General features: G+C 59.5%; 12 protein-coding genes and 2 pseudogenes. 7 read left to right on the top strand and 7 right to left on the bottom strand.

Going from position 1 to position 18,527, the window contains the following annotated elements:
• Positions 1-96: 96 nt before the first annotated feature.
• From B5X69_RS18805 to B5X69_RS18835, 7 genes and pseudogenes are all read left to right on the top strand, one after another.
• Positions 97-633: pseudogene (locus B5X69_RS18805) on the top strand (TraU family protein); the annotation flags it as partial.
• 12 nt (positions 634-645) lie between these two features.
• The gene (gene trbC / locus B5X69_RS18810) at positions 646-1,395 is read left to right on the top strand and encodes a type-F conjugative transfer system pilin assembly protein TrbC (RefSeq protein ID WP_176141684.1); all 750 of its coding nucleotides are present in this window, start codon (positions 646-648) and stop codon (positions 1,393-1,395) included.
• A gap of 1 nt (position 1,396) precedes the next feature.
• On the top strand, positions 1,397-3,271 hold the full coding sequence (locus tag B5X69_RS18815; RefSeq protein WP_079640082.1) for a conjugal transfer protein TraN: 1,875 nt from the start codon (positions 1,397-1,399) through the stop codon (positions 3,269-3,271).
• A complete protein-coding gene (locus tag B5X69_RS18820; RefSeq protein WP_139375877.1) occupies positions 3,249-3,659 on the top strand; it encodes a hypothetical protein in 411 nt (136 codons plus the stop codon). Before B5X69_RS18815 ends, B5X69_RS18820 begins: the two co-directional genes overlap by 23 nt.
• On the top strand, positions 3,649-4,500 hold the full coding sequence (locus B5X69_RS18825) for a conjugal transfer protein TraF (protein ID WP_425441533.1): 852 nt from the start codon (positions 3,649-3,651) through the stop codon (positions 4,498-4,500). The genes B5X69_RS18820 and B5X69_RS18825 overlap by 11 nt, the downstream gene beginning before the upstream one ends.
• A 107-nt stretch (positions 4,501-4,607) precedes the next feature.
• On the top strand, positions 4,608-5,990 hold the full coding sequence (locus tag B5X69_RS18830; RefSeq protein ID WP_079640092.1) for a conjugal transfer protein TraH: 1,383 nt from the start codon (positions 4,608-4,610) through the stop codon (positions 5,988-5,990).
• 15 nt (positions 5,991-6,005) lie between these two features.
• Positions 6,006-8,855, top strand: a complete 2,850-nt coding sequence (locus B5X69_RS18835) for a conjugal transfer protein TraG N-terminal domain-containing protein (protein WP_079640084.1) — start codon at positions 6,006-6,008, stop codon at positions 8,853-8,855.
• Here the strand turns inward: B5X69_RS18835 and B5X69_RS21155 are convergent.
• The 7 genes and pseudogenes from B5X69_RS21155 to B5X69_RS18875 form a co-directional block, all read right to left on the bottom strand.
• Positions 8,845-9,060, bottom strand: a complete 216-nt coding sequence (locus B5X69_RS21155; RefSeq protein WP_139375878.1) for a hypothetical protein — start codon at positions 9,058-9,060, stop codon at positions 8,845-8,847. The genes B5X69_RS18835 and B5X69_RS21155 overlap by 11 nt on opposite strands.
• A 423-nt stretch (positions 9,061-9,483) precedes the next feature.
• Entirely contained in the window at positions 9,484-10,116 is a 633-nt protein-coding gene (locus tag B5X69_RS18845) for an SOS response-associated peptidase family protein (RefSeq protein ID WP_079640085.1), read from the bottom strand.
• Between the two features lie 49 nt (positions 10,117-10,165).
• Positions 10,166-11,428, bottom strand: coding sequence for a Y-family DNA polymerase (locus tag B5X69_RS18850; RefSeq protein WP_079640086.1), 1,263 nt, complete (start codon positions 11,426-11,428; stop codon positions 10,166-10,168).
• Positions 11,429-11,434: 6 nt separating this feature from the next.
• Positions 11,435-11,884 carry a LexA family protein gene (locus B5X69_RS18855; RefSeq protein WP_079640087.1) on the bottom strand — a complete coding sequence of 150 codons (450 nt, stop codon included), beginning with the start codon at positions 11,882-11,884 and terminating at the stop codon, positions 11,435-11,437.
• Between the two features lie 900 nt (positions 11,885-12,784).
• Positions 12,785-14,878 carry a BREX system Lon protease-like protein BrxL gene (brxL, locus tag B5X69_RS18865; RefSeq protein ID WP_079640089.1) on the bottom strand — a complete coding sequence of 698 codons (2,094 nt, stop codon included), beginning with the start codon at positions 14,876-14,878 and terminating at the stop codon, positions 12,785-12,787.
• Positions 14,879-14,885: 7 nt separating this feature from the next.
• Positions 14,886-17,393 carry a BREX-1 system phosphatase PglZ type A gene (gene pglZ, locus B5X69_RS18870; protein ID WP_079640090.1) on the bottom strand — a complete coding sequence of 836 codons (2,508 nt, stop codon included), beginning with the start codon at positions 17,391-17,393 and terminating at the stop codon, positions 14,886-14,888.
• Positions 17,386-18,527: pseudogene (locus B5X69_RS18875) on the bottom strand (BREX-1 system adenine-specific DNA-methyltransferase PglX); the annotation flags it as partial. The gene pglZ and the pseudogene B5X69_RS18875, both read right to left, overlap by 8 nt.

The raw sequence follows: 18,527 nt of genomic DNA on the forward strand, positions 1-18,527 counted from the left end.
CCATGGGCATGCTCAACCACCATTTCGCAGCAGCCGCCTGATCGGCGCAGAGCGACAGCCTACCTCTGACTGCCGCCAATCTTTGCAACAGAGCCCGAGCAGGCATCGTTCGACATCGCCTACATGACCGAGGTCGATCCGCTCTGGCAGGACGATACGCTGACCACGATCATCAATCCCGAGGTCGTGATCTTCGCCAATCCGATCGCCAAGGCGGCCTGCGCCGGCGACTGCATCGCGGCCACTGCGCGCCTCCCCCTCGATGTGACGTTCTGGTGCGCCGGTTGCCAGGGCTCGATGTACCCGATGAATGGCAACATCTCTTCGTCGATCGGCCATGTTCAGGCTTCCCGCCTCGCCCTTTCGCGCTTCGCCTTCAAGATGCACCGGCAGGGCCTCGCCTGGGGCACCATGGGCAGCAAGGGCCTGTGCGACAAGTATCTGATGCCGGTGCTCAAGAAGCAGCAATACCGCATCCAGATGACCAATCCGATCCCGACGGTCAGCGGCAAGATGGGTTGCTCGCCGATCGGCGCCTCAACGCTCCCGCCGCAGACCGGCCGTGCCTACCCCGTCCAGGGCGAGGACATGGGCTACCTCGTGTGGCGCAAGCGTAACTGTTGTGTGCTCTAGGAGACATATCCGATGCGACGTAGAACCTTGGTCCTCGGCGCGATTGCGGGCCTGACCGCCATCGGCGGTATCCAGGCCATCGCCCAGAACATTGACGGCCTCGACCTCGAGGCAGTGCGCAAGCGGGCCGCCGCGATGCAGGAGGATGCCCAGACCTTTGCCGATCACGTCAAGGGTCGCGGCGATGCCTTCCGGGAAGAAGCGCTTGCCGTCCAGCAGCAAGGCACCGACAGCCTGACCGATCTGGCCAAGGCGGATCTGCCGATGAACGGCGATGGCCCGTTCGACTTCGACGAAATCATCCAGGGCGCTTCGCAGAACGTGGCGGGGACCAAGGGTGATGCGCCGCAGTTCATCGTCTTTGCCAGCCTCTCGATGCCGCCCAAAGCGCTGCGCCAGTTGATCGCGGATACGTCGAAGGCCGGAGGCATCATCGTCTTCCGCGGCTTCCCGAACAATTCGCTGAAGGCGTTCACCTCCGGGCTCGCCAAGGTGGTCACGGAAAAGGACCAGCTTTCCAATGTCGGGATCGATCCGCGCCTCTTCCGCGCTTTCGATGTGACGGCGGTGCCGACTTACGTTGCGGTGTCCTCCGAGTTCGACCTGTGCGCTGGCCTCAACTGCAAGACGGTGGTGCCCCCGCACGATCGCATGACCGGCAACGTCTCGGTCAATTACGTGCTCGAGTCCTTCGTCGATGGTCATGGTCCCGGCGCCGGCGTTGCCTCGGTAGCGCTACGCAACATGAGCAAGGCCAGCTGAGATGCGGCGGCTCGCCCTTTCCCTGATCCTCCCGATCGCTTTCGCCGGCGCCGGGGCGGTGCTCGCCCAGAGCACGGTTCAGGAGGCAAAGGAGGACGGCAAGAGCTTCGCGACGGACATGCGGGCCAATGACGCATTGGTGCCCAGCGAAACCATGCGTGACCAGGTGCCGGGTTATCAGGGGACCGACCTGCCCCAAAGCGGCTACTTCGACGATCCCGACAAGCTGGTGGCCGATGCCGGCGCGCAGGCGAGCAGCAACGAGGCATTCGTCGTCTCGACGGATCGGGGCAATACGCGGCCGCAGTTCGACGCTCAGGAGATCCTCGATACCACCCGGCGCGCGACCGAGATCGAGGCGAACCCGGACACCTACCTGCAGGGTGAGCAGATGGGTGGTCAGGCTGGCAGCTGCACGCCCCTGCCCCCCGGTGGCGGAAACGTCAGCTATTACGAGGCGACCTGCAACTACGGGTCCAAACTCGACGAGGTGCCGCGCACTTGCACCTCGACCCTCAACGTCTCGGTCGAGAACCGCACCCTCTACTATTACCATATGTCGACCATCGGTCCTTACGTTGACCCCGACAGCATGGCCGATGAGATCGCTGCGGGAACCTGCAAGGCAGTCGGGACGGCATCCTACTGCGGCACGATGGCCGAGTATGGGTCGACCGCGGCAGGCAGCTGCAACAAGGATCATGGCAACCAGCTCCTGCAGGTAATGGAGTGCTCGGTCCAGGCCAGTGTCGTCGGCAATCCGATTCTGTTCGGGAACACCTATCCGGTCATTTCGCGCACAACCGGGCAGCATTGGTTCAGGGTCGATAACGCGGCGCCCCTCATTTCGACAAACAAGGTCAACGGCTGCACGGCACTCGAGAACAATGCACAGTGCGTGGCGCAGAGCGCTGAGGTTTGCACCGACAGCGACCCGCAAACCCGCATCATCAACGGCGTGCCGGTAACGCAGCCCTGCTGGGCGTGGCAAACGAATTATACCTGCAATGAGATCACGCAGGGCAACGACTGCGGCGAGCTCGATGACAAGCCCGAATGCAGCTACGTCCGCGACGAGTGCATCGATGACGAGGACGATCCCGATTACACCCCTGGCGCCTGCAAGGTCAGCCAGAAGGTGTATCGCTGCCCGGTCCCGACAACGCCGGGCAACGATCCCAAGCAATATGTCTGCGGCAACGACGTCTACTGCATCAACGGAGATTGCGAGACGATCGAGCGCGAGGCTTCGACCGAGTTCAAGGATGCGCTGGTTGCGCTGCATGCGCTGGGCCAGGCCGGGGAGGAGTTCGACGAGGAGAACTTCACCGTCTTCTCCGGGACACGCGAAACCTGCCACAAGCCGGTTTTCGGGCTGGTCAATTGCTGCGCCGGCAAGACCTCGGGCTTACTGACCGCTGGCGCCGGTGCTGCTGCCATTGCCGGTGGCCCGACCGCGATCGCCGCGCTCGCGACCCCGTTCCTCACGATGTTCCTGTGCTCGACCGAGGAGAAGATGCTCGACATCAAGGATCGCATGGGTTTCTGCCACAAGGTCGGCACCTATTGCTCCTCGAGCGTCCTCGGGATCTGCAAGACCAAGCGCACGGCCTATTGCTGCTTTGAGAGCAAGCTCTCGCGCATCCTTCAGGAGCAGGGGCGCCCCCAGCTGAACAAGCCCTGGGGCAAGCCCAAGAAGGAGCAGTGCGAGGGTTTCACCATCGACGAGTTTTCGCGCCTCGATCTGTCCGTCATGGACTTCACCGAGGTTTATTCCGAGTTCGTGGACGCCGCCAAGCTGCCAGACGAAGTCAGCACGCTCAGCGAAATCCAGGACAAGATCCAGGACTACTATGACATCCACACCAGCCAATGACGCCGGCGGCGCTGGCACCTGCGTGCCATGCCTGATCGATATGAGCGTGCTTGATCTCGCGATCTTCATGCGGGTTCACCGCGTCAGCAAGGTCACGCCGGCAGGCGAGGTTTCCGCGACGATCGGACACTGGTTCGATTGCCATATCGACCCTTTCGAGATCGAGCAGCGGTTCCGCGCGATGATCGAGAAGGGCTGGCTCGTTCGCCGGACGGGCGGTGTTCGCCCGACGCTCGACGGTCGGCGACACGGCCGCACGCATCTGCGCGGTCTGGTGCGGATGATGGATCAGGGCACGAGCATGCTCGACGTGGCCCGAATGATGTCCGTCCTGGGCATCGCAATGCAGGAACTGGATGGGGAGCACTCAGTCGATGATGACCAATAAGCGTAATGCTCTGGAGATCCGCGCGCGCGGGCGCATTGCTCACCTTGGCGCGATGCTGTTGGCTCTGGCCCCCGCCCTGCCCCTGCCGGTGCTCGCCGCCCCGCAGGATGCCGGGCTCGAGGCAGGCGAGGACAACGATGACTTCTACTGCCGCGAGCGAAAGCTGGGGCAATGGTTCTATTGCGAAAAGCCCAAGCCTCGGCCGAGCGAGCAGAAGCAGGCCGAGCCCGCACAGTCCGCGAGCGAGCGGATTGCCGCGATCGCAAAGCAGCTGGACGAGTTGAAGGCCCGCGCCATCCTCGAGCCGAGTGAAGAGAACGTGATCGCCTATGTGCGCTTCCAGCGTGAGCAGCTCGATCGGGCATCCACCTTCTCCGACACCTGGCAGCGCGCCCTGTGGCAAAACCCGGACATCGACTACACGCTGCAGCGGCCTGTCTCGACGGTCGCCAAGCGGGCGTGGACCGACAATCGCACCGCCGATCGCGGCCAGGTGCTTGCGCATCTCGGTCAGCGCTACGGCATGTTCTACTTCTTCGCGCAGAGCTGCGGAGCCTGCGAAATCTTCGCCCCGATCCTGCGCTCGGTTGCCGACAGCCATGGGCTCGCGGTGATGGCGGTCTCGATGGATGGCGGCCCGAGCAAGGACTTCCCGAATTACGTGGTCGATTCCGGTCAACGCGAACGAATGGGCGTGCCGGGTAACGCGACGCCGGCGCTGGTCCTCTTCGACACCGCCACCAAAAAGACCGTCCCGATCGGCTTCGGCATCCTCTCGGCCGACGAGATCATGGACCGGATCTTCATGCTCACCAACACCAAGGTCGGGAGTGACTACTGATGGGCGAGCTTCCCCCCTTCCCTCGCGCCAAGCGCCTGGCCTCCCCCCGCCTCCGCGCCTTTCGTCGGCGGCTCGCCGCCGCTGCCCTCAGCCTCGGGGCAGCCAGCATGGTGCCGATCGGCATCGCGCGCGCGGACGTCGCCAGTTCGATGAACTCGTTCTTCAACGACGCCGGCGGCGCTGCCAACGTGACCGGCCCGACCGCCTATCAGGGCCAGTCGGCGGGCTACTACTCGCTCGGCAATGCATGGACCCGTTTCCCGCAGAAAAGCGTGTCGCCGTTCAACCTCCAGCTGCCAAGCGCTCGCGCTGGCTGTGGAGGTATCGATCTGTTCACCGGCTCGTTCTCGTTCATCAACGCCTCGGAAATGGTGGCGATGCTCAAAGCGACCGCCAACAATGCCCTCGGGTTCGCATTCAAGCTGGCGATCGACAGCGTCTCGCCCGAGATCGGCAAGATCATGGGTGAGTTCCAGCAGGCCGCCCAGCAGATGAACCAGATGAACATTTCTTCGTGCGAGGCGGCGCAGGGCCTCGTCGGCGCCGTCTGGCCCAAGATGCAGGGCGCCCGCTCGACCATCTGCACGGCCGTCGGCAACAGCCAGGGCGTGTTCTCGGATTGGGCGCGTTCGCGTCAGGGCTGCGGTGCCGATGGCCAGATCGACGATGTGCTCTCGGGTAACAACGACCCGAACATGAACGAGCATATCCCGGGCGAGCCGCGCAACTACACCTGGGAGGCGCTCAAGCGGTCCCAGAAGTTCGGTGCGTTTGACGCCGAGTTTTCCGAATACCTGATGACCGTCGTCGGCACGATCATCGTCAACAAGGCCGAGGGCAGCAATCCCGCCTCGATCCAGTATATCGGCCCCGCCGAGGATGCGGTGGTCACGGCGCTCCTCGATGGCACGCAGACCGGCAACACGGCCAAAATCCTGACGTGTACGGACGATGACAAGTGCCTGCAGGTGTCGGAGCAGAACCTCTCGGTTCCGACGAATGTCGCGCTGCGTCCCCGCATCAAGGCCATGATCACCTCGATGCGCGACAAGATCCGCACCGATGCTGCGTTGTCGTCGGCCGAGCAGCAGCTTTTGTCTCTGACCACCGTACCGCTTTATAAGCTGCTCGCGGTCGAGGCGATGGCCCACGGCAGTTTCACCGACAGTGAGTCCGACGCTCTCGCGGAGATCGTGGCCGTCAATCTCCTGAGTTCGATGATCGAAAACATGCTTGACCGGGTCACGCAGTCGCAGGTCCATTTTCAGCCAGCGGATCAGGCAACCGCCGAGACCTGGCGCAAGCAACTCGGCGAGGCGCGGTCGAAGTATGCCGAACGCGATCTGAAGGTGAAAAACACGCTGAACATCTCGATCGCGCTCATCAACAAATCGATCGCGCTGGAATCGACGCTGCAGAATGCCATGTCGCCGGGGATGGCGGCCGCGCTGAATTTCTCGCGTGGTCTCAACGTCCACGGGCTCAACTAAGCGGGAGGTAGGGCCATGGTCGAGGTTTTCACGATCGGCGGCGGGGAATACATCGTCAACACGTTCAACGCCGTTGCTGCCTGGACGGGCGGTGGCGGCTATGGATCGCTGATCAAGGTGGTGATGGTCATCGGCCTGATCTACGCCCTTCTCTCAGTGGCTTTCACGCTCAATTTCCGGGTGTGGCTCAACTGGTTCCTCGGTTCGACCCTGATCTATTCCTGCCTCATGGTCCCGACCGTCGACGTGAAGGTGACGGATCGGATCAACCCTTCCCTCGCCCCGGCGACGGTCGCGAATGTCCCTCTCGGGCTCGGCGTGATCGCCAGCTTCTCGAGCCAGGTGGGCGACTGGCTCACACGCACGGCCGAGACCGTGTTCACGATGCCCAGCCAGCTCAACTATTCGAACAACGGCATGATCTATGGCTCGCGCTTGTTCGATGCGACCCGCAATTTCCAGATCCGCGATGCCGAGTTCGCGACCAACCTGCAGAACCACTACAAGAACTGCGTGTTCGGCGACGTGCTGCTGAACTTCAAGTCGCTAACGGATCTTGCGAGCAGCACCGACCTTTGGGCGTCGATCGGGCCCGGCTCGCCTGCACGATCGCAAGTCTGGCTTCAGAAAGAGGCTGGTGGGTCCGTCAGCAGCACCATCATCACCTGTCAGGCGGCCTATCAGGCGCTGACAGGGCAATGGAACACCATCATCGGTGCTTCGACGCCGCTTTGGGGGCGTCAGACCTACACGAACCTCAGCGAGACGGCCGCGGCCGCGAAGCTACGGCAAGACGTTCCGATCGTGAACCAGACCTTCACCGGATCGTCGAGCGATTACACGTCTGCGATGCGGCAGACCTCGGCGATCAACGCCTTCATGCAGGCCCGCGATGCCATGGGAGGAAGTGCCGGCAGCGCGTCGATGGATGCCTTTGCTGCGACGCGCGCCGACATTCAGGCGCGCAACACCTACAACTCGATTGCCATGCAGGCGATGTCGTGGGTGCCGATCCTCAACATCGTGCTCACCGTCGTCTTCTACGCCATGTTCCCGGTGATCTTCCCGCTTTTCCTGATGCCCCAGACCGGGGTCCAGGCGCTCAAGGGGTATGTGACGGGGTTCTTCTACCTCGCCGCCTGGGGACCGCTCTACGTCATCCTCCACATGATCTGCATGACGCGGGGAGAAAGCGCATCGAACGCCGTCGCTGAAGGCGGGATCACCCTCTCGAGCTATGCTGGAATCGGGGCCGTGAACGCGGAGACGGCGACGATCGCCGGCTTCATGCTCATGAGCGTGCCGTTCATTGCGGCGGGTCTGGCGCGCGGAGCCATGAGCATTTCCGGGCAGGCAACGTCGATCCTGGCGCCTGCGCAGAATGCGGCCGAAGCGGCGGCCGTCGAGCAGACCACCGGCAATTATTCCTACGGGAATACCAGCTTTGCGAACCTCACGTCGAATATGCGGCAAAGCAACCAGTGGTCCGATGCACCGACGTTTTCGACGGGGGCATCCTCCTTCACAGTAAGACGGTCTAACGGCTCGACAGACACATATATGGAGAATGGCGCGACCGTAACGGATACGACCGGAGCCATTTCTAAGCTCCCGATCTCGTCTACCGTTAACACAGGTTTCGTGGCTGAAACACGGCAGGCTGAATCCAACTACCTTAGGGCGGCAGAATCGCTAGAAAATTCGGCTGCGCGGGTCAGAACCGCTTCAACAACCGACCGGACCGCCCATGGCACGTCCACCGAGACATCATCTGGGTCGGAACGCAGCAGCCGGACGACTGCAGGGACCAACTCGGAGCGATTTGACCGAAATTCGTCCTCTGAGTTCGATGGGCTCGAAAATCGAGATAATATCGGAACGCAAGATCGTGTTCAGATGGGCACAGCAAGCCAATCGCTCATCACCGACGCATTCACCACCAAAGTTGGTGCTGGCATGGGTGCTGGCGGTGGATCAATGGGTGGAGGCAAAGGCAAGAAAGGTAAAGGTGCTTCTGGTGGGGATGACGGGTTTAAGCTACCCATTCCCAGCGCCTCGATTGGCGCGGACAAAACGGATACTATCCAACAATCTAATAACCTTCACTACAATACGGATCATTCCCGTTCTCGCGATAGCAGCATGGCGGCAACTGATGGTGTTCGAGATGAACACTCGAATGGTACCAACTTGTCGGCACGGGAGGCAACCGAAGACGGCAGCGGAACCTTTAGCCGAAGCTCGCGTTCAAGCACATCGTCGCGTAGCCATGAGGAAGCGTTGTCTCTCGCGAATTCCTACGAGGCTCGCGCTCGCGAATTTCGTGAAAAGGCGCAGCAGCTTTCGTCTGACGCCAGCTACGCAGAAAGCCACAATCTCCAAATGAGCGAGAATCTATCTCAAGAACTCGCGGAATGGTATCGCCGTCAGGAGTCGACCAACCCTGGTCTTCAGGCTCCTGGACTACACGAAGTCACAATGAATGCACATCAGCGCCAGGTGAGAGATGGGCTGATTGCGAAGTTTCTCGAGGAGCGCAGGCAAGCGATTTATGATGAGGTCGCGCCGTATCTTAAAGAGCCAGATTTGGCCGCCGATCTCACTGCACCGCCAGTTCAGAGCGCTGCGGACGTTGAAGCAATGTATCACCCGTCCGGTCTTAAACCAACTGTCAGCTTGGGCGGGCAGAGCGATGGGTCAGGAGTGATAGATCAGATCAACGCCGGCAGGACGCAGATAGAAACTACGACGGCAGCAAAGCGGGCGGGCCGAACCCAAAGTGTTATCGCTGGCTCCGGCCTGCAAGGCGAAGTCGAACAGTCATTGGATAAGGATTACTTCCGTGATCCAAAACTCAGAAAATGAGCGACAGAAGCCAAAAAAGGAAAGCCAAGAGCATTATGGCATTAACGAGTAATGCTACTCTGACAGGGATGCTTGGCGGCTCGTCGATAGCAAACTCAGGCGCATCATCATCAGACGACAGCGTCCAATCCGTTGTTTCAGGTAAAAACATCGGACCGTTTGGATCATTCATTGTCGCGTTATAGATGATCTGATTGTAACTCATTGCACTTTCCTCCAGTCGGAGGATACCACGTCGAGAACATCATGGCAACGAACTCAACAGACCGGAACGCCGCTGCCGAACAAGTTAGCTACGATCCGGTATGCTACTGCACGCTAGGGTTCTCATGGCTAATAGTATCGGTGCTAGGGTTACTTCCATTATCGGAGGCCTATTTAGATCGTTCGCCGTCGATCACAGTGCCCGTCATCGTTGCCTTTTTTGTTGCAGTCGGTAGCGGTGCTATTTTGCGACGCCGATACACATGGGTTGGCGTAGCCCTGCATATCTACAGTCAAATTGCGATCTGGCTTTCGCTTTTTTGCGCGTCACTTACGATGGTTTTAATCTGGCTGACACCTCAATGAGCCAAACGCTTGGGCAGATCATCCGAGCCCTATGCTCGATCATTTGGGACCAATCATTTCAAGCCTCGTTGTTTCGCGTCGGGAAAACCGGCCCGCGCACGCTCATCCTGCAGGCATCGTAGGGCCGCTGAAGCACCGCAATATCGTCGTAGGAACCGCGCAACCAGGTATCGACGTCCTCGGGTTTCAGGATCGTGATCATCGCCTTGGGATGGATCGGCGCCACGAGCTCGTTGGCGTCGCACGTCACCATGGCGAACCCGTCTCCCTTTTCGGTCGTCTGCCAAAAGCCCGCCACGGCGAACACGGGCTGATCGGTTACCGAGAACCACATTTCGCCCTTCAGCGGCGGCTTGCCATCTTCAAGGTCATGCTTGCCTGGAGTGAACTCACAGAACTCAGTGAGAGGAACAATGCAGCGGTTGTGGGGATTCTCGGCAAGCCTGCGCCACTGCGGTAGGCCCAGCTTGCGCACATTGGTCATCGGCCAAGCCGCTTTCCCACCAAGCACGTCCCACGTCATCACGTCCCAGGCTCGCTGGCCTGTGTCTTCGCGAATTATGTAGCAGCGCCCCTTTGGCCTCAACTCCTGCGGATCGAAGCGGTTGTCGCGCGGCCGAGCACTGAATAGCTTCGCAGCCGAGCCAAACAGGGTCTCCGGCTCGTGCTTCAAACGTGCACGGTTACACATGGTCGGTTCCTCTTTTTGGCCCTAAACGGGTTTCTTACTGGCGCCGACTTTAGCTAGCGACGGGCACCTGGTCGATGCGCGTGGTCCATGAAGGGCTCTTGAAGGTCCGTTTGGTGTCGTAAGATTTGCTGCCCATACCTTCGGAGGCGAGGCGCAGCGTATTACGGCCGAACCTGTCGTTGATCCCGTCAAGCGCTGCCAGCAAGGCAGGCGAACGGGGATCAGGCGCGGCAAAGAGATCCTGCTGCGCTCCGGATTCCGGTTCCAGCCCTTCCAGCATTACGCCACATTTAGTGTAGACCGCGCCCTGTTCGAACATCGCTTCGGCCATGCGCGCCGCGGTGCCAGCGATAACGCGCGGATCGTTGGTCGAGGGCGAAAGTCGTGCCACTTTGGAAGCCGACGGTGCATTGGGCTTGAACCGGCTTCCGTGCGCGAATGCGATCAACCGGCAAGCCTGGAGTTTTTGAGCCCGGATTTTCTCGGCCGCGCGTACCGCCCTTCGCACCATCGCTTCACGCAGTACCTCGCGATCGTGGACCGGATCTCCGAACGTGCGCGTCACCGCCGTAGACTTCAGTGCTTCCGGCTCAGGTTGGAAGTCGCTGCATTCGACACCGTTCAGCTCGCGTACCAGGCGCTCGAGCACGACAGTCCCGACGTCGCGAGCGAGGTCCGGGTGCATCGATGCAAGATCGGCCGTCGTGCGAATACCAAGTGGGTGAAGACGCCGTGCCATCGCCTTGCCGATCCCCCATACCTCCTCAATCGGCCATTTCGCAAACATGCGCCGGCGGAGCCCCTCATCGTGCAGGTCGATGACGCCGTTCCAGACCTTCTCAGACGCCTTCGCCAAAGCGTTAGCGACCTTGCTAAGCGTCCGTGTCGGCCCAAGTCCGATCCGCGTAGGCAGACCGACATGCTGTTTGATGGTTGCGCGGATTCGCTGAGCTTGCTCGACATCGCCAAGCCCAGAAGGTAGAATTGGCAAACGGAAGAACGACTCGTCGATTGAATATATCTCGACGGTATCGCTATAATCGGACAGAACCATATTGAAACGACGGTTCATGTCCGCATAAAGCTCATATGAACTCGACCGATATTGCACCCCGTGGCGCTTCACGATGTCGCGTATCTTGAACATGGGTGCCCCCATCGAAATATGAAGGGCCTTGGCTTCTGCCGATCTTGCGATGGCACAGCCATCACCGTTCGATAATACTATGAGGGGCACATTGCGCAGGGTGGGGTCGAAGACCCGCTCAGCTGAGCAATAGAAATTCTCGATGTCGACGATAGCCCAACTCATGACGGATCAGGCCTGAAGGTTGCGGACGCTGGCTCGGACGACGCCCCACACCTCGACGCTCTCATCCGCGATGACCGGATCGTAATGCATGCGGCTATTGCGCGCCTCGAGCGTCGGAACGCCATTACGAACGCAAAGTTGGCGGACGACGAAACCGCCATCGACCACAGCGATGACGATGCGGCCGTTTGCCGGCTTCGCGTCGCGATCGACCACGAGCACGTCGGAATCGAACAGGCCCGCATCGAGCATGGATTGCCCGCTGACACGGAACACGAAGCTGGCGGCGCGATCGAGGCGCAGCAAGTCGACGAGGTTAATCGCCGATTCCTCCCAGTCCTGGGCGGGGCTGGGAAAGCCCGCGCCCGCAGCGCCGACAACCTTGAGTTGCACGGGCCGCGGGAGGTCGCTGAGGGGAATAGGGGTGGACGCAGGTATGGCGAGATCGGTGAACATCGGTAGCTCATACCGCAAAACAGAACGTGAAGGGAACATAGCAAAAACACAACACGTACACTGTGCTCTGTCACGCTCCCGGACGATCCATATTCGCGCGCGGCCGATCCGCTCGAGAAACCGGTGGCTCTATTCCCTCGATTGGCAGGGGTTTTCGGATGCGATCCGATCGCGCGCCGTGTGGCAACAAGCGGCTAATCGGGTAAATGAAGGTCTTTAAAGCCCTTCAGGCCAACTTTTCGACCTTATATCCGCAGCCTTCCAAGGGCAGGCCTCCATAAGCGCCGCTCTTATGTCTGAATTGAAAACTTCGCGCTCATTTCTCTCGTGATCTATGAAATCTATAACTGATCGCTGCCGATCCTGCCGCTGAGTTTCTGATAGGTTTGCCAAATTAAGATCAGGGTAGTTAGCCCCTCCAGCCACCATTTTACGATACCAATTCTCGTACCGCTGCATCATTTCGGGTGACATTTGATTATTGTGCGTTTCCGCATAGTCAGCGTCCGCGTGCAAGATACTAGCCTGCACTCGCATTTTTGCGGCTTGCGCCTCCAAAACCGCAGCGCATTTCATTTGCGCGTCCTGGTCCTCAGCGGGCGCGGAGGCAGCGAGTGCTAGGAAAGCAAGATATGCGATCATGCCCTAATTATGACTCAATAATTCCGGGCGGTCCAGACTGGTATGGATAGGCGCAAATTATCGGTTTGATTTGGCTGGCGCAATAGGGTTGCTAACAGAACCATTTGCGCCATGGCTTTTGCGCCTGGCGCATATGGTATGCTCTGCGCGCCCGTTGTGGCGTCGTGCGCTCGACGTTCGAGCTTGCAGGGAACGCGGAAGCAATGGTGGAGCAGCTGCTAAAGCTCACACCTGCTTCCCATGACCAATTCACAGCAGTTAGGAATGCTTAACAAGATCTTCAACATACGTCACATAAAAGCCGCGAACCATACGATGGTCTTGCATTCTTTCTCCAAGGGAAAAGCCGTTCAATTTGCGGGGTGTTGGCTGGAAGATATCCAGCCCGCGATCCAGAACCATTTTCCATCCAGTGTCGGTGGTGATGTCACGGGCATGCAGCGTTCCGCTTCCATCAAAGGCCCAGGTAAATTCAATGCCCGTTCCCGTGCAGGCCTCTGCGATCCCGTCGAGACATTCCCGCTGCTCCTGAATGTTTCCATCGTCCGCTGCGGTGACAAGGTGCACCGCGACCTGATCCTCCGGCCGCTTGCGCCGGATCAGCATTTCGATAAGTTCCATTACGTTGCGCGCCTGATGGAACTTGCGGATATACGGATCTGTGATGATGATCCGTTTTGCACCATCCGTCCAAGGGCCGAAAATCTTGTCGAAACTGATACCTTTGCGGTTCTCGGCGAAGACAATATGCCCAGGCTTTGGATTAATCGCCGAGGCAACGTTGCTTCCTCGCGGTTCAGAACTAGCGCGAATCTCGGTCGGCTGAGCGTCAGTCGGCGCGTTATCCGCCTGTTCGCTAATTGGTTCATCATGGCCCACAGATCGCTGATGATAGAATTGAGGAAATTCTTCTTCCTCCAGCGTCGTGACGCTGCGCTTTGAGCCATCCTGAGAAATGTAATGGAAATTGGCTATCTCGAAAGTGCTATCGATCCGCAACAGCTGATCTTTCACGCGCTTGCGGCCTTCGATAGCAAATCGCAGGAGTTCTTCGACTTCCGCTTCCGTCTCGCCGCCATTCGGGAAAATCAGCTTCAGAAGCCCCGACATCGTCTTATTGATCGCAGCACGGTCCCGGATATGGGTCTGAACAGGTACAGTGAAGAACTGATCCGGCCGGTGCGAGAAGTCCTCAGCGCGTAAATGACGTAGGATTTCGGCGAGATAATCGACGATGAAACCATAGCCGGATGTGAACATCTCACCCCGAATGATGCCCACCTCCCACCCGGGCAAATAGGCGTGCAATCGATCGATAAACGCGCTGTCATGGAACTGCGGTGGCAGCGCTTCAAACAGATCAGTATTCTTCAGCATCCATGGGACGTTGTGGTCGGTGTTACCCACGAAGGCGAAGCTTGCTTCCGCCCCCATCGGGTTGACCCCGCGGGAGAACTGCTTGTTTGCCATGTAATTTTTCATGATGTCGACAAGCGCCTTGTTGGCGGTCTTCTCGCGCCCGGCAAACTCGTCAAACGCCACTACATCCCAATAGCCGACCAGCCCGATCCTTCCGTTGGAATTGTTCACAAAGAGCTTGGGAACCGTGACCTCACCGCCCGAGATCAGCTGACCATGGGGGGAAAATTCGGAATAGATATGCGATTTGCCTGTTCCCTTAGGGCCAAGCTCGATAAGGTTGTAGTTGCGTTCGACGAAGGGGATCAGGCGCAGCAATTGCAATAATTTCGACCTGCGCCCGAACAGCGATGGATCAAAACCGATGCTTTGCATAAGCAGATCGATCCATTCGTCAGTTGTAAATCTGTCACGTGTTTCGCGATAACCGTCATAGTCGACACGGGCGATCTGGATCGGCTTTAGCGTATCGATGATCCAGGGAGAAATTCGGTTATCTTCCGAAAATTCGTACTGCACATCGGCGATACACCAGATGCCCGTTACAAGCAGCTTCGGGTGCGCCTTGACCGTGGCGCTGTCGATCGCAACCCGTTTGACCCCGAGGTTTTCGAACACCGCTTCATAGGCATCGGTCTTTTCGTTCAGCGCTACGCTGACCTGATCGATGACCTTGTAACGGCCGCGCTCCTTGATCGTGGACTGGACCAGCCCCGCCTCTGAACGATGAACGTAGTGCTTGCGCAGGATGTCCTTGACCGTCTCGATGCCCGTGGCGATCGAGGCCTCGTCATCGGTCGCACAATACTGGCCGAGCAGATATTCGAGCACATAGGTGGGAACAATGGCGTTCCCCTTCACGGCCTTCACCAGATCCTTGCGAACCACGAAACCGGCAAAATGCTCGTTGATCTTGTCATTAAGGGTCGACATTGGCACCTCAGAAATCGAAATCTGTGCTGATCCCGCGTTTCAGCAGCAAGGGCTGTGACGCGAGATCTTCGAAATGGCTGGTCTTGCCGATGCGCGTACGCAGCCTCAGGAAGACTGTCTGATTGTTATAGGCGTCTGCCGCCTTGGACAGCAGAAAGCCCCGCGATAGCTCGCGCTCACGCGGGTTGTCGGACTCAAAATCGAACTCCAGCTCGGCTTCATCAGAGATGAGCGTTCTATCGTCCGCAAAGATGGCTGCATGCACATGCCGGGGCTGCTGCTTGTCGGTGACTGGCTCCGCCTGATAGAAAGTGACCTGGATCTGGCCCGTGGTGATCTGGGCACGGGGTGGCGGAATAATCTGCACCGACACCTGTCCAACATCTTCCTTGCGCTGCTTGCCCACACGCAGGACCGGCAGGACTATCTCCTGCAGGCTCGCCCCGCCATGGACAAAGCGGCTGCCTGATCCCTTTAAGCGAAGGCGGTTGATCGAGTTCGGGATCAGGATGTCCTGATCCCCACCCAGGCCAAGCTGCGCGGCCGTGAACTTCTTCATCCCGCCGCTGCTGCTGAGACTTCGCCCGATCACATAGCGGCGGTTGCGAGTGACGATGTCGCCTTCCGGCTCGCTCAGCGCAAAGCCGCTCTCTTCCAGCGCCTTGTGCTGCCACAGAAACCCATGATCGGCGGTGATCAGGATGTTCGAGAAATTGGCCGAGGTCAGCTTGCGCACCAGCTTCACAAGCTCCTCGATGGCCGTCTCGGCCGCTGCCGGAACATTTTCCTCGGTGGCGATCTTGTCGCCAATCGCGTCAATCTGATTGTGGTAAAGGTAGAAGATGTCATGATCCCGGAAGAGGTCCTTACCCTCCAATGAGCCGAGATTCATGAAATCCTTCGCTGCCAGAACCTTCACCCGGTCCCCTGCGCGGCCAGCGGCCAGCGCCTTTTCGCGGGGCGCCGCGCCCATGGTACTTTCACCATCCAGCAGCACCAGATCACTGTCATCTCGGATCGCCAGTCGCCGGTGCGGCAAGAGCGCCGCCATGCCAAGCTGGGTATAGCTGGGCAAAACCCCGACCATCGGCTTCAGCTCGGCGTCGAAGCGGTTGAGCTTGCGGATCTCGCGCAGCGCTTCTTCGGCCACCTCATATCGCAGCGCATCCGAGATGATGACGACGACTTTCTGGTCCTTGCGTCGGAACTCCGCGGCCTGTTCCCGGTAGAAATCCATCTGACGTGGAAAGCCCGGAACCGCCCAATCCGTCAGGCGCGACACCTGATCCTGCCAAGCATCGTTCAGCTTCAGTACGAAATTCGTGGTGTAGCGGTTCTCGACCGCCTCATAGAGCGCCGACAACAGCCCCGACTGCCCGCTTTTCTGCATGTGATAGATGAACTTGCGATAGAGCTGGTCCAGCCGGAACCAACTTGCGGAGTAGCGGTTCACGCCATCGGATACGCTGGTCATGGTCAGATCGGCTTCGGCCAAGGCCTGCTGAAACTCGGTCGCATAACTGATGGCCTGATAGACGTCCTCGTAACGGCCATACCAATGGCTCTGGCGGCGGTCGCGCCCCCATTTCAGCACATCTGTGGCCGCAAGACTCTGCTGCGCCAGCCCTTCGACCAGGGCGACGGCAATCCGCCGGTCCACTTCTTCGAAATGGTCATGCGGGATCAGCTTGCGGAAATCGCGAGATGCCAGATCGTCCCTGATCTTCAGCACATCCTGATAATCGCCCGACAGCGTCTCGAAGGCTTCACCCCAGCGGCGCGAGGCGCTCCAGCGGCGGAACATCAGCGTGGCATCGCTGTTCAGCCGCCCTTCCTCTCCCATCGCCCGCGCCCAGGCGCTGGAAAACAGCGTGATGGCGAAATCCTGAAAATCCGGCTCGGGCGCCGTATAGCCATAGCGCGCGGTAACCTCTTTCCAGAAGAATTCCGCCAGCCCGGCCCGGTCCATCAACCGCAGCGCATCATCATGGCCATTTGCAAGTTCAGCCAGCAGCGCCTCGATCACCGTATCCAGATCGCCATCCGCCCCCGCGCAGACGGCCAGCATCTTGCGGCGGACATCATTGGCGCTTTGCGACGGGCGCTCGCGCTCCATCAACCGGAGCGCATCCAGCCGTTTGCCGGAACGGTAGAATTCGGCATGGTCGCGCACGGCAGCTTCGTATTTCGCCGGGATGCCCAGATCGGCCACCCAGATCGCCGCCTGATCGGCGCGGAAGACCGCGCTGGCCAGTTGCACATCCAGCAGCCAGTTCTCAGGCATCGGCGGCTCAGGGCCATCCTTGTAGAGCAGAAACCGCGCCTTCGGTTCCTGTCGCAGCATGCGGTATTTCAGGCCGAATTCGTTGTTGGCGATCTCCAGCTTTATCACGCCGGGGAGGTCCACCGCATCGAAGGCCGCGCGCAAATCTCGGGCAGCGTCATACCAGAAGACGATTCGGTGCCCCTGATCCTCATAGAGGCGCATCAGGCCGGCGGTGATGCGGTCAGTCATCCGCAGCCTCCAGCCCCTTGATCGGCTTCAGCGCACCGGCGAACAGCGGATAGTTGCGCTTCACGCCGTCATCCAGATCGATGGCGATCTTTTGCTGCGCCATCGGGTAGACGGTTTCGCGCTCCCATTCGGTCAATTCAGCAATCTGCTTGATGACAGTAGCCGTTTCCTTTTGCGCCTTTGTTTGCTGGGCGGGCGTGGCTGTAGAATCCACGGCCAGCTTTTCTAGCCGGGCGCGCTCGACTTCCAACTTGTGGATGAATTCGCGCACATATTGGTTCAGTACGACCGAGACCGTGTCGGGCCGATAGCGGTGCATGTAGATCAGCGCGTTGAAGCTGCCTTTGGAGCTGGAGAACATCCAGTAGATCGGGCGCTTCTTGTAGCGGCGCACGTGATAATCGAAGAAATCCTTTGTGAACCAGCGGCGCAGATCCTTGCCGAGCGTCGCCTCAATGAAGGCGAGGTTTTCGCGGAACTTCGCCTCGCCAAAGGTTATACGCACGAAATCGCGGGCACGGGTGACGATGTCATCGGCGAACCAGTCGGCATCCAGCACCGGGATGACATTGTCGCGGTCGGGAGCGAAGCTGGGTTCGGGCACACGAGCCAGATAGTCCTCGATCCCTTCACCCTGATTGGCGAGGATCAGGCCCGGCGCGTCGAGACTGTAGCGCCCGAACATGCATCCCACGGCATAGTGGAGGAGTTCGGCCACGGTATCCTCGCGCAGTCGCGCCTCGCGGTCCTCCTCGGAGTTTTTCACGCCATAGCGATAGGCGGGGTTGCAGGTGAGAGTGATTTCATCGATCGGCACTTCGGCGGTAAGTTCGCCTGCGAGACCATAGGCGTCGATGAAGATGCGGTTGTTCTCTTCCTCCAGCCGCTGCATTTCGTCCGTCATGCCCTGCCAATGGGCGCGGAGGTTGGCGTAGGCTTCCGCCAGCGTCGCGGCGCGGTGATCGGGCGAGAGCAGCGGGAGCGTGGTGAAATCCCAGGAAGTTTCGTAGGCGTCCCAGTCGGCTTGGGCAGTGCTAATCCCACATTTCCCAAGTAAGGCGCTGATTTCGCTGTCCTGACCATTATATTTCCTATATAAAACATGGTGTTGAAGGCTGCGAGGGGCGCGTTTCA

Origin of the sequence: Sphingopyxis flava, from assembly GCF_900168005.1 — a bacterium.
In the GTDB taxonomy this organism is placed as follows: Bacteria; Pseudomonadota; Alphaproteobacteria; order Sphingomonadales; family Sphingomonadaceae; genus Sphingopyxis; species Sphingopyxis flava.

Bases quoted from the DNA above. Each gene is read 5' to 3' on its own strand.
- B5X69_RS18825 (WP_425441533.1), top strand. From the start codon at position 3,649: ATGACCAATAAGCGTAATGCTCTGGAGATCCGCGCGCGCGGGCGCATT.
- B5X69_RS21155 (WP_139375878.1), bottom strand. From the start codon at position 9,060: ATGAGTTACAATCAGATCATCTATAACGCGACAATGAATGATCCAAAC.
- B5X69_RS18850 (WP_079640086.1), bottom strand. From the start codon at position 11,428: ATGAGTTGGGCTATCGTCGACATCGAGAATTTCTATTGCTCAGCTGAG.
- B5X69_RS18835 (WP_079640084.1), top strand. From the start codon at position 6,006: ATGGTCGAGGTTTTCACGATCGGCGGCGGGGAATACATCGTCAACACG.
- B5X69_RS18855 (WP_079640087.1), bottom strand. From the start codon at position 11,884: ATGTTCACCGATCTCGCCATACCTGCGTCCACCCCTATTCCCCTCAGC.
- B5X69_RS18815 (WP_079640082.1), top strand. From the start codon at position 1,397: ATGCGGCGGCTCGCCCTTTCCCTGATCCTCCCGATCGCTTTCGCCGGC.
- pglZ (WP_079640090.1), bottom strand. From the start codon at position 17,393: ATGACTGACCGCATCACCGCCGGCCTGATGCGCCTCTATGAGGATCAG.
- B5X69_RS18830 (WP_079640092.1), top strand. From the start codon at position 4,608: ATGGTGCCGATCGGCATCGCGCGCGCGGACGTCGCCAGTTCGATGAAC.
- B5X69_RS18820 (WP_139375877.1), top strand. From the start codon at position 3,249: ATGACATCCACACCAGCCAATGACGCCGGCGGCGCTGGCACCTGCGTG.
- B5X69_RS18845 (WP_079640085.1), bottom strand. From the start codon at position 10,116: ATGTGTAACCGTGCACGTTTGAAGCACGAGCCGGAGACCCTGTTTGGC.
- brxL (WP_079640089.1), bottom strand. From the start codon at position 14,878: ATGTCGACCCTTAATGACAAGATCAACGAGCATTTTGCCGGTTTCGTG.
- trbC (WP_176141684.1), top strand. From the start codon at position 646: ATGCGACGTAGAACCTTGGTCCTCGGCGCGATTGCGGGCCTGACCGCC.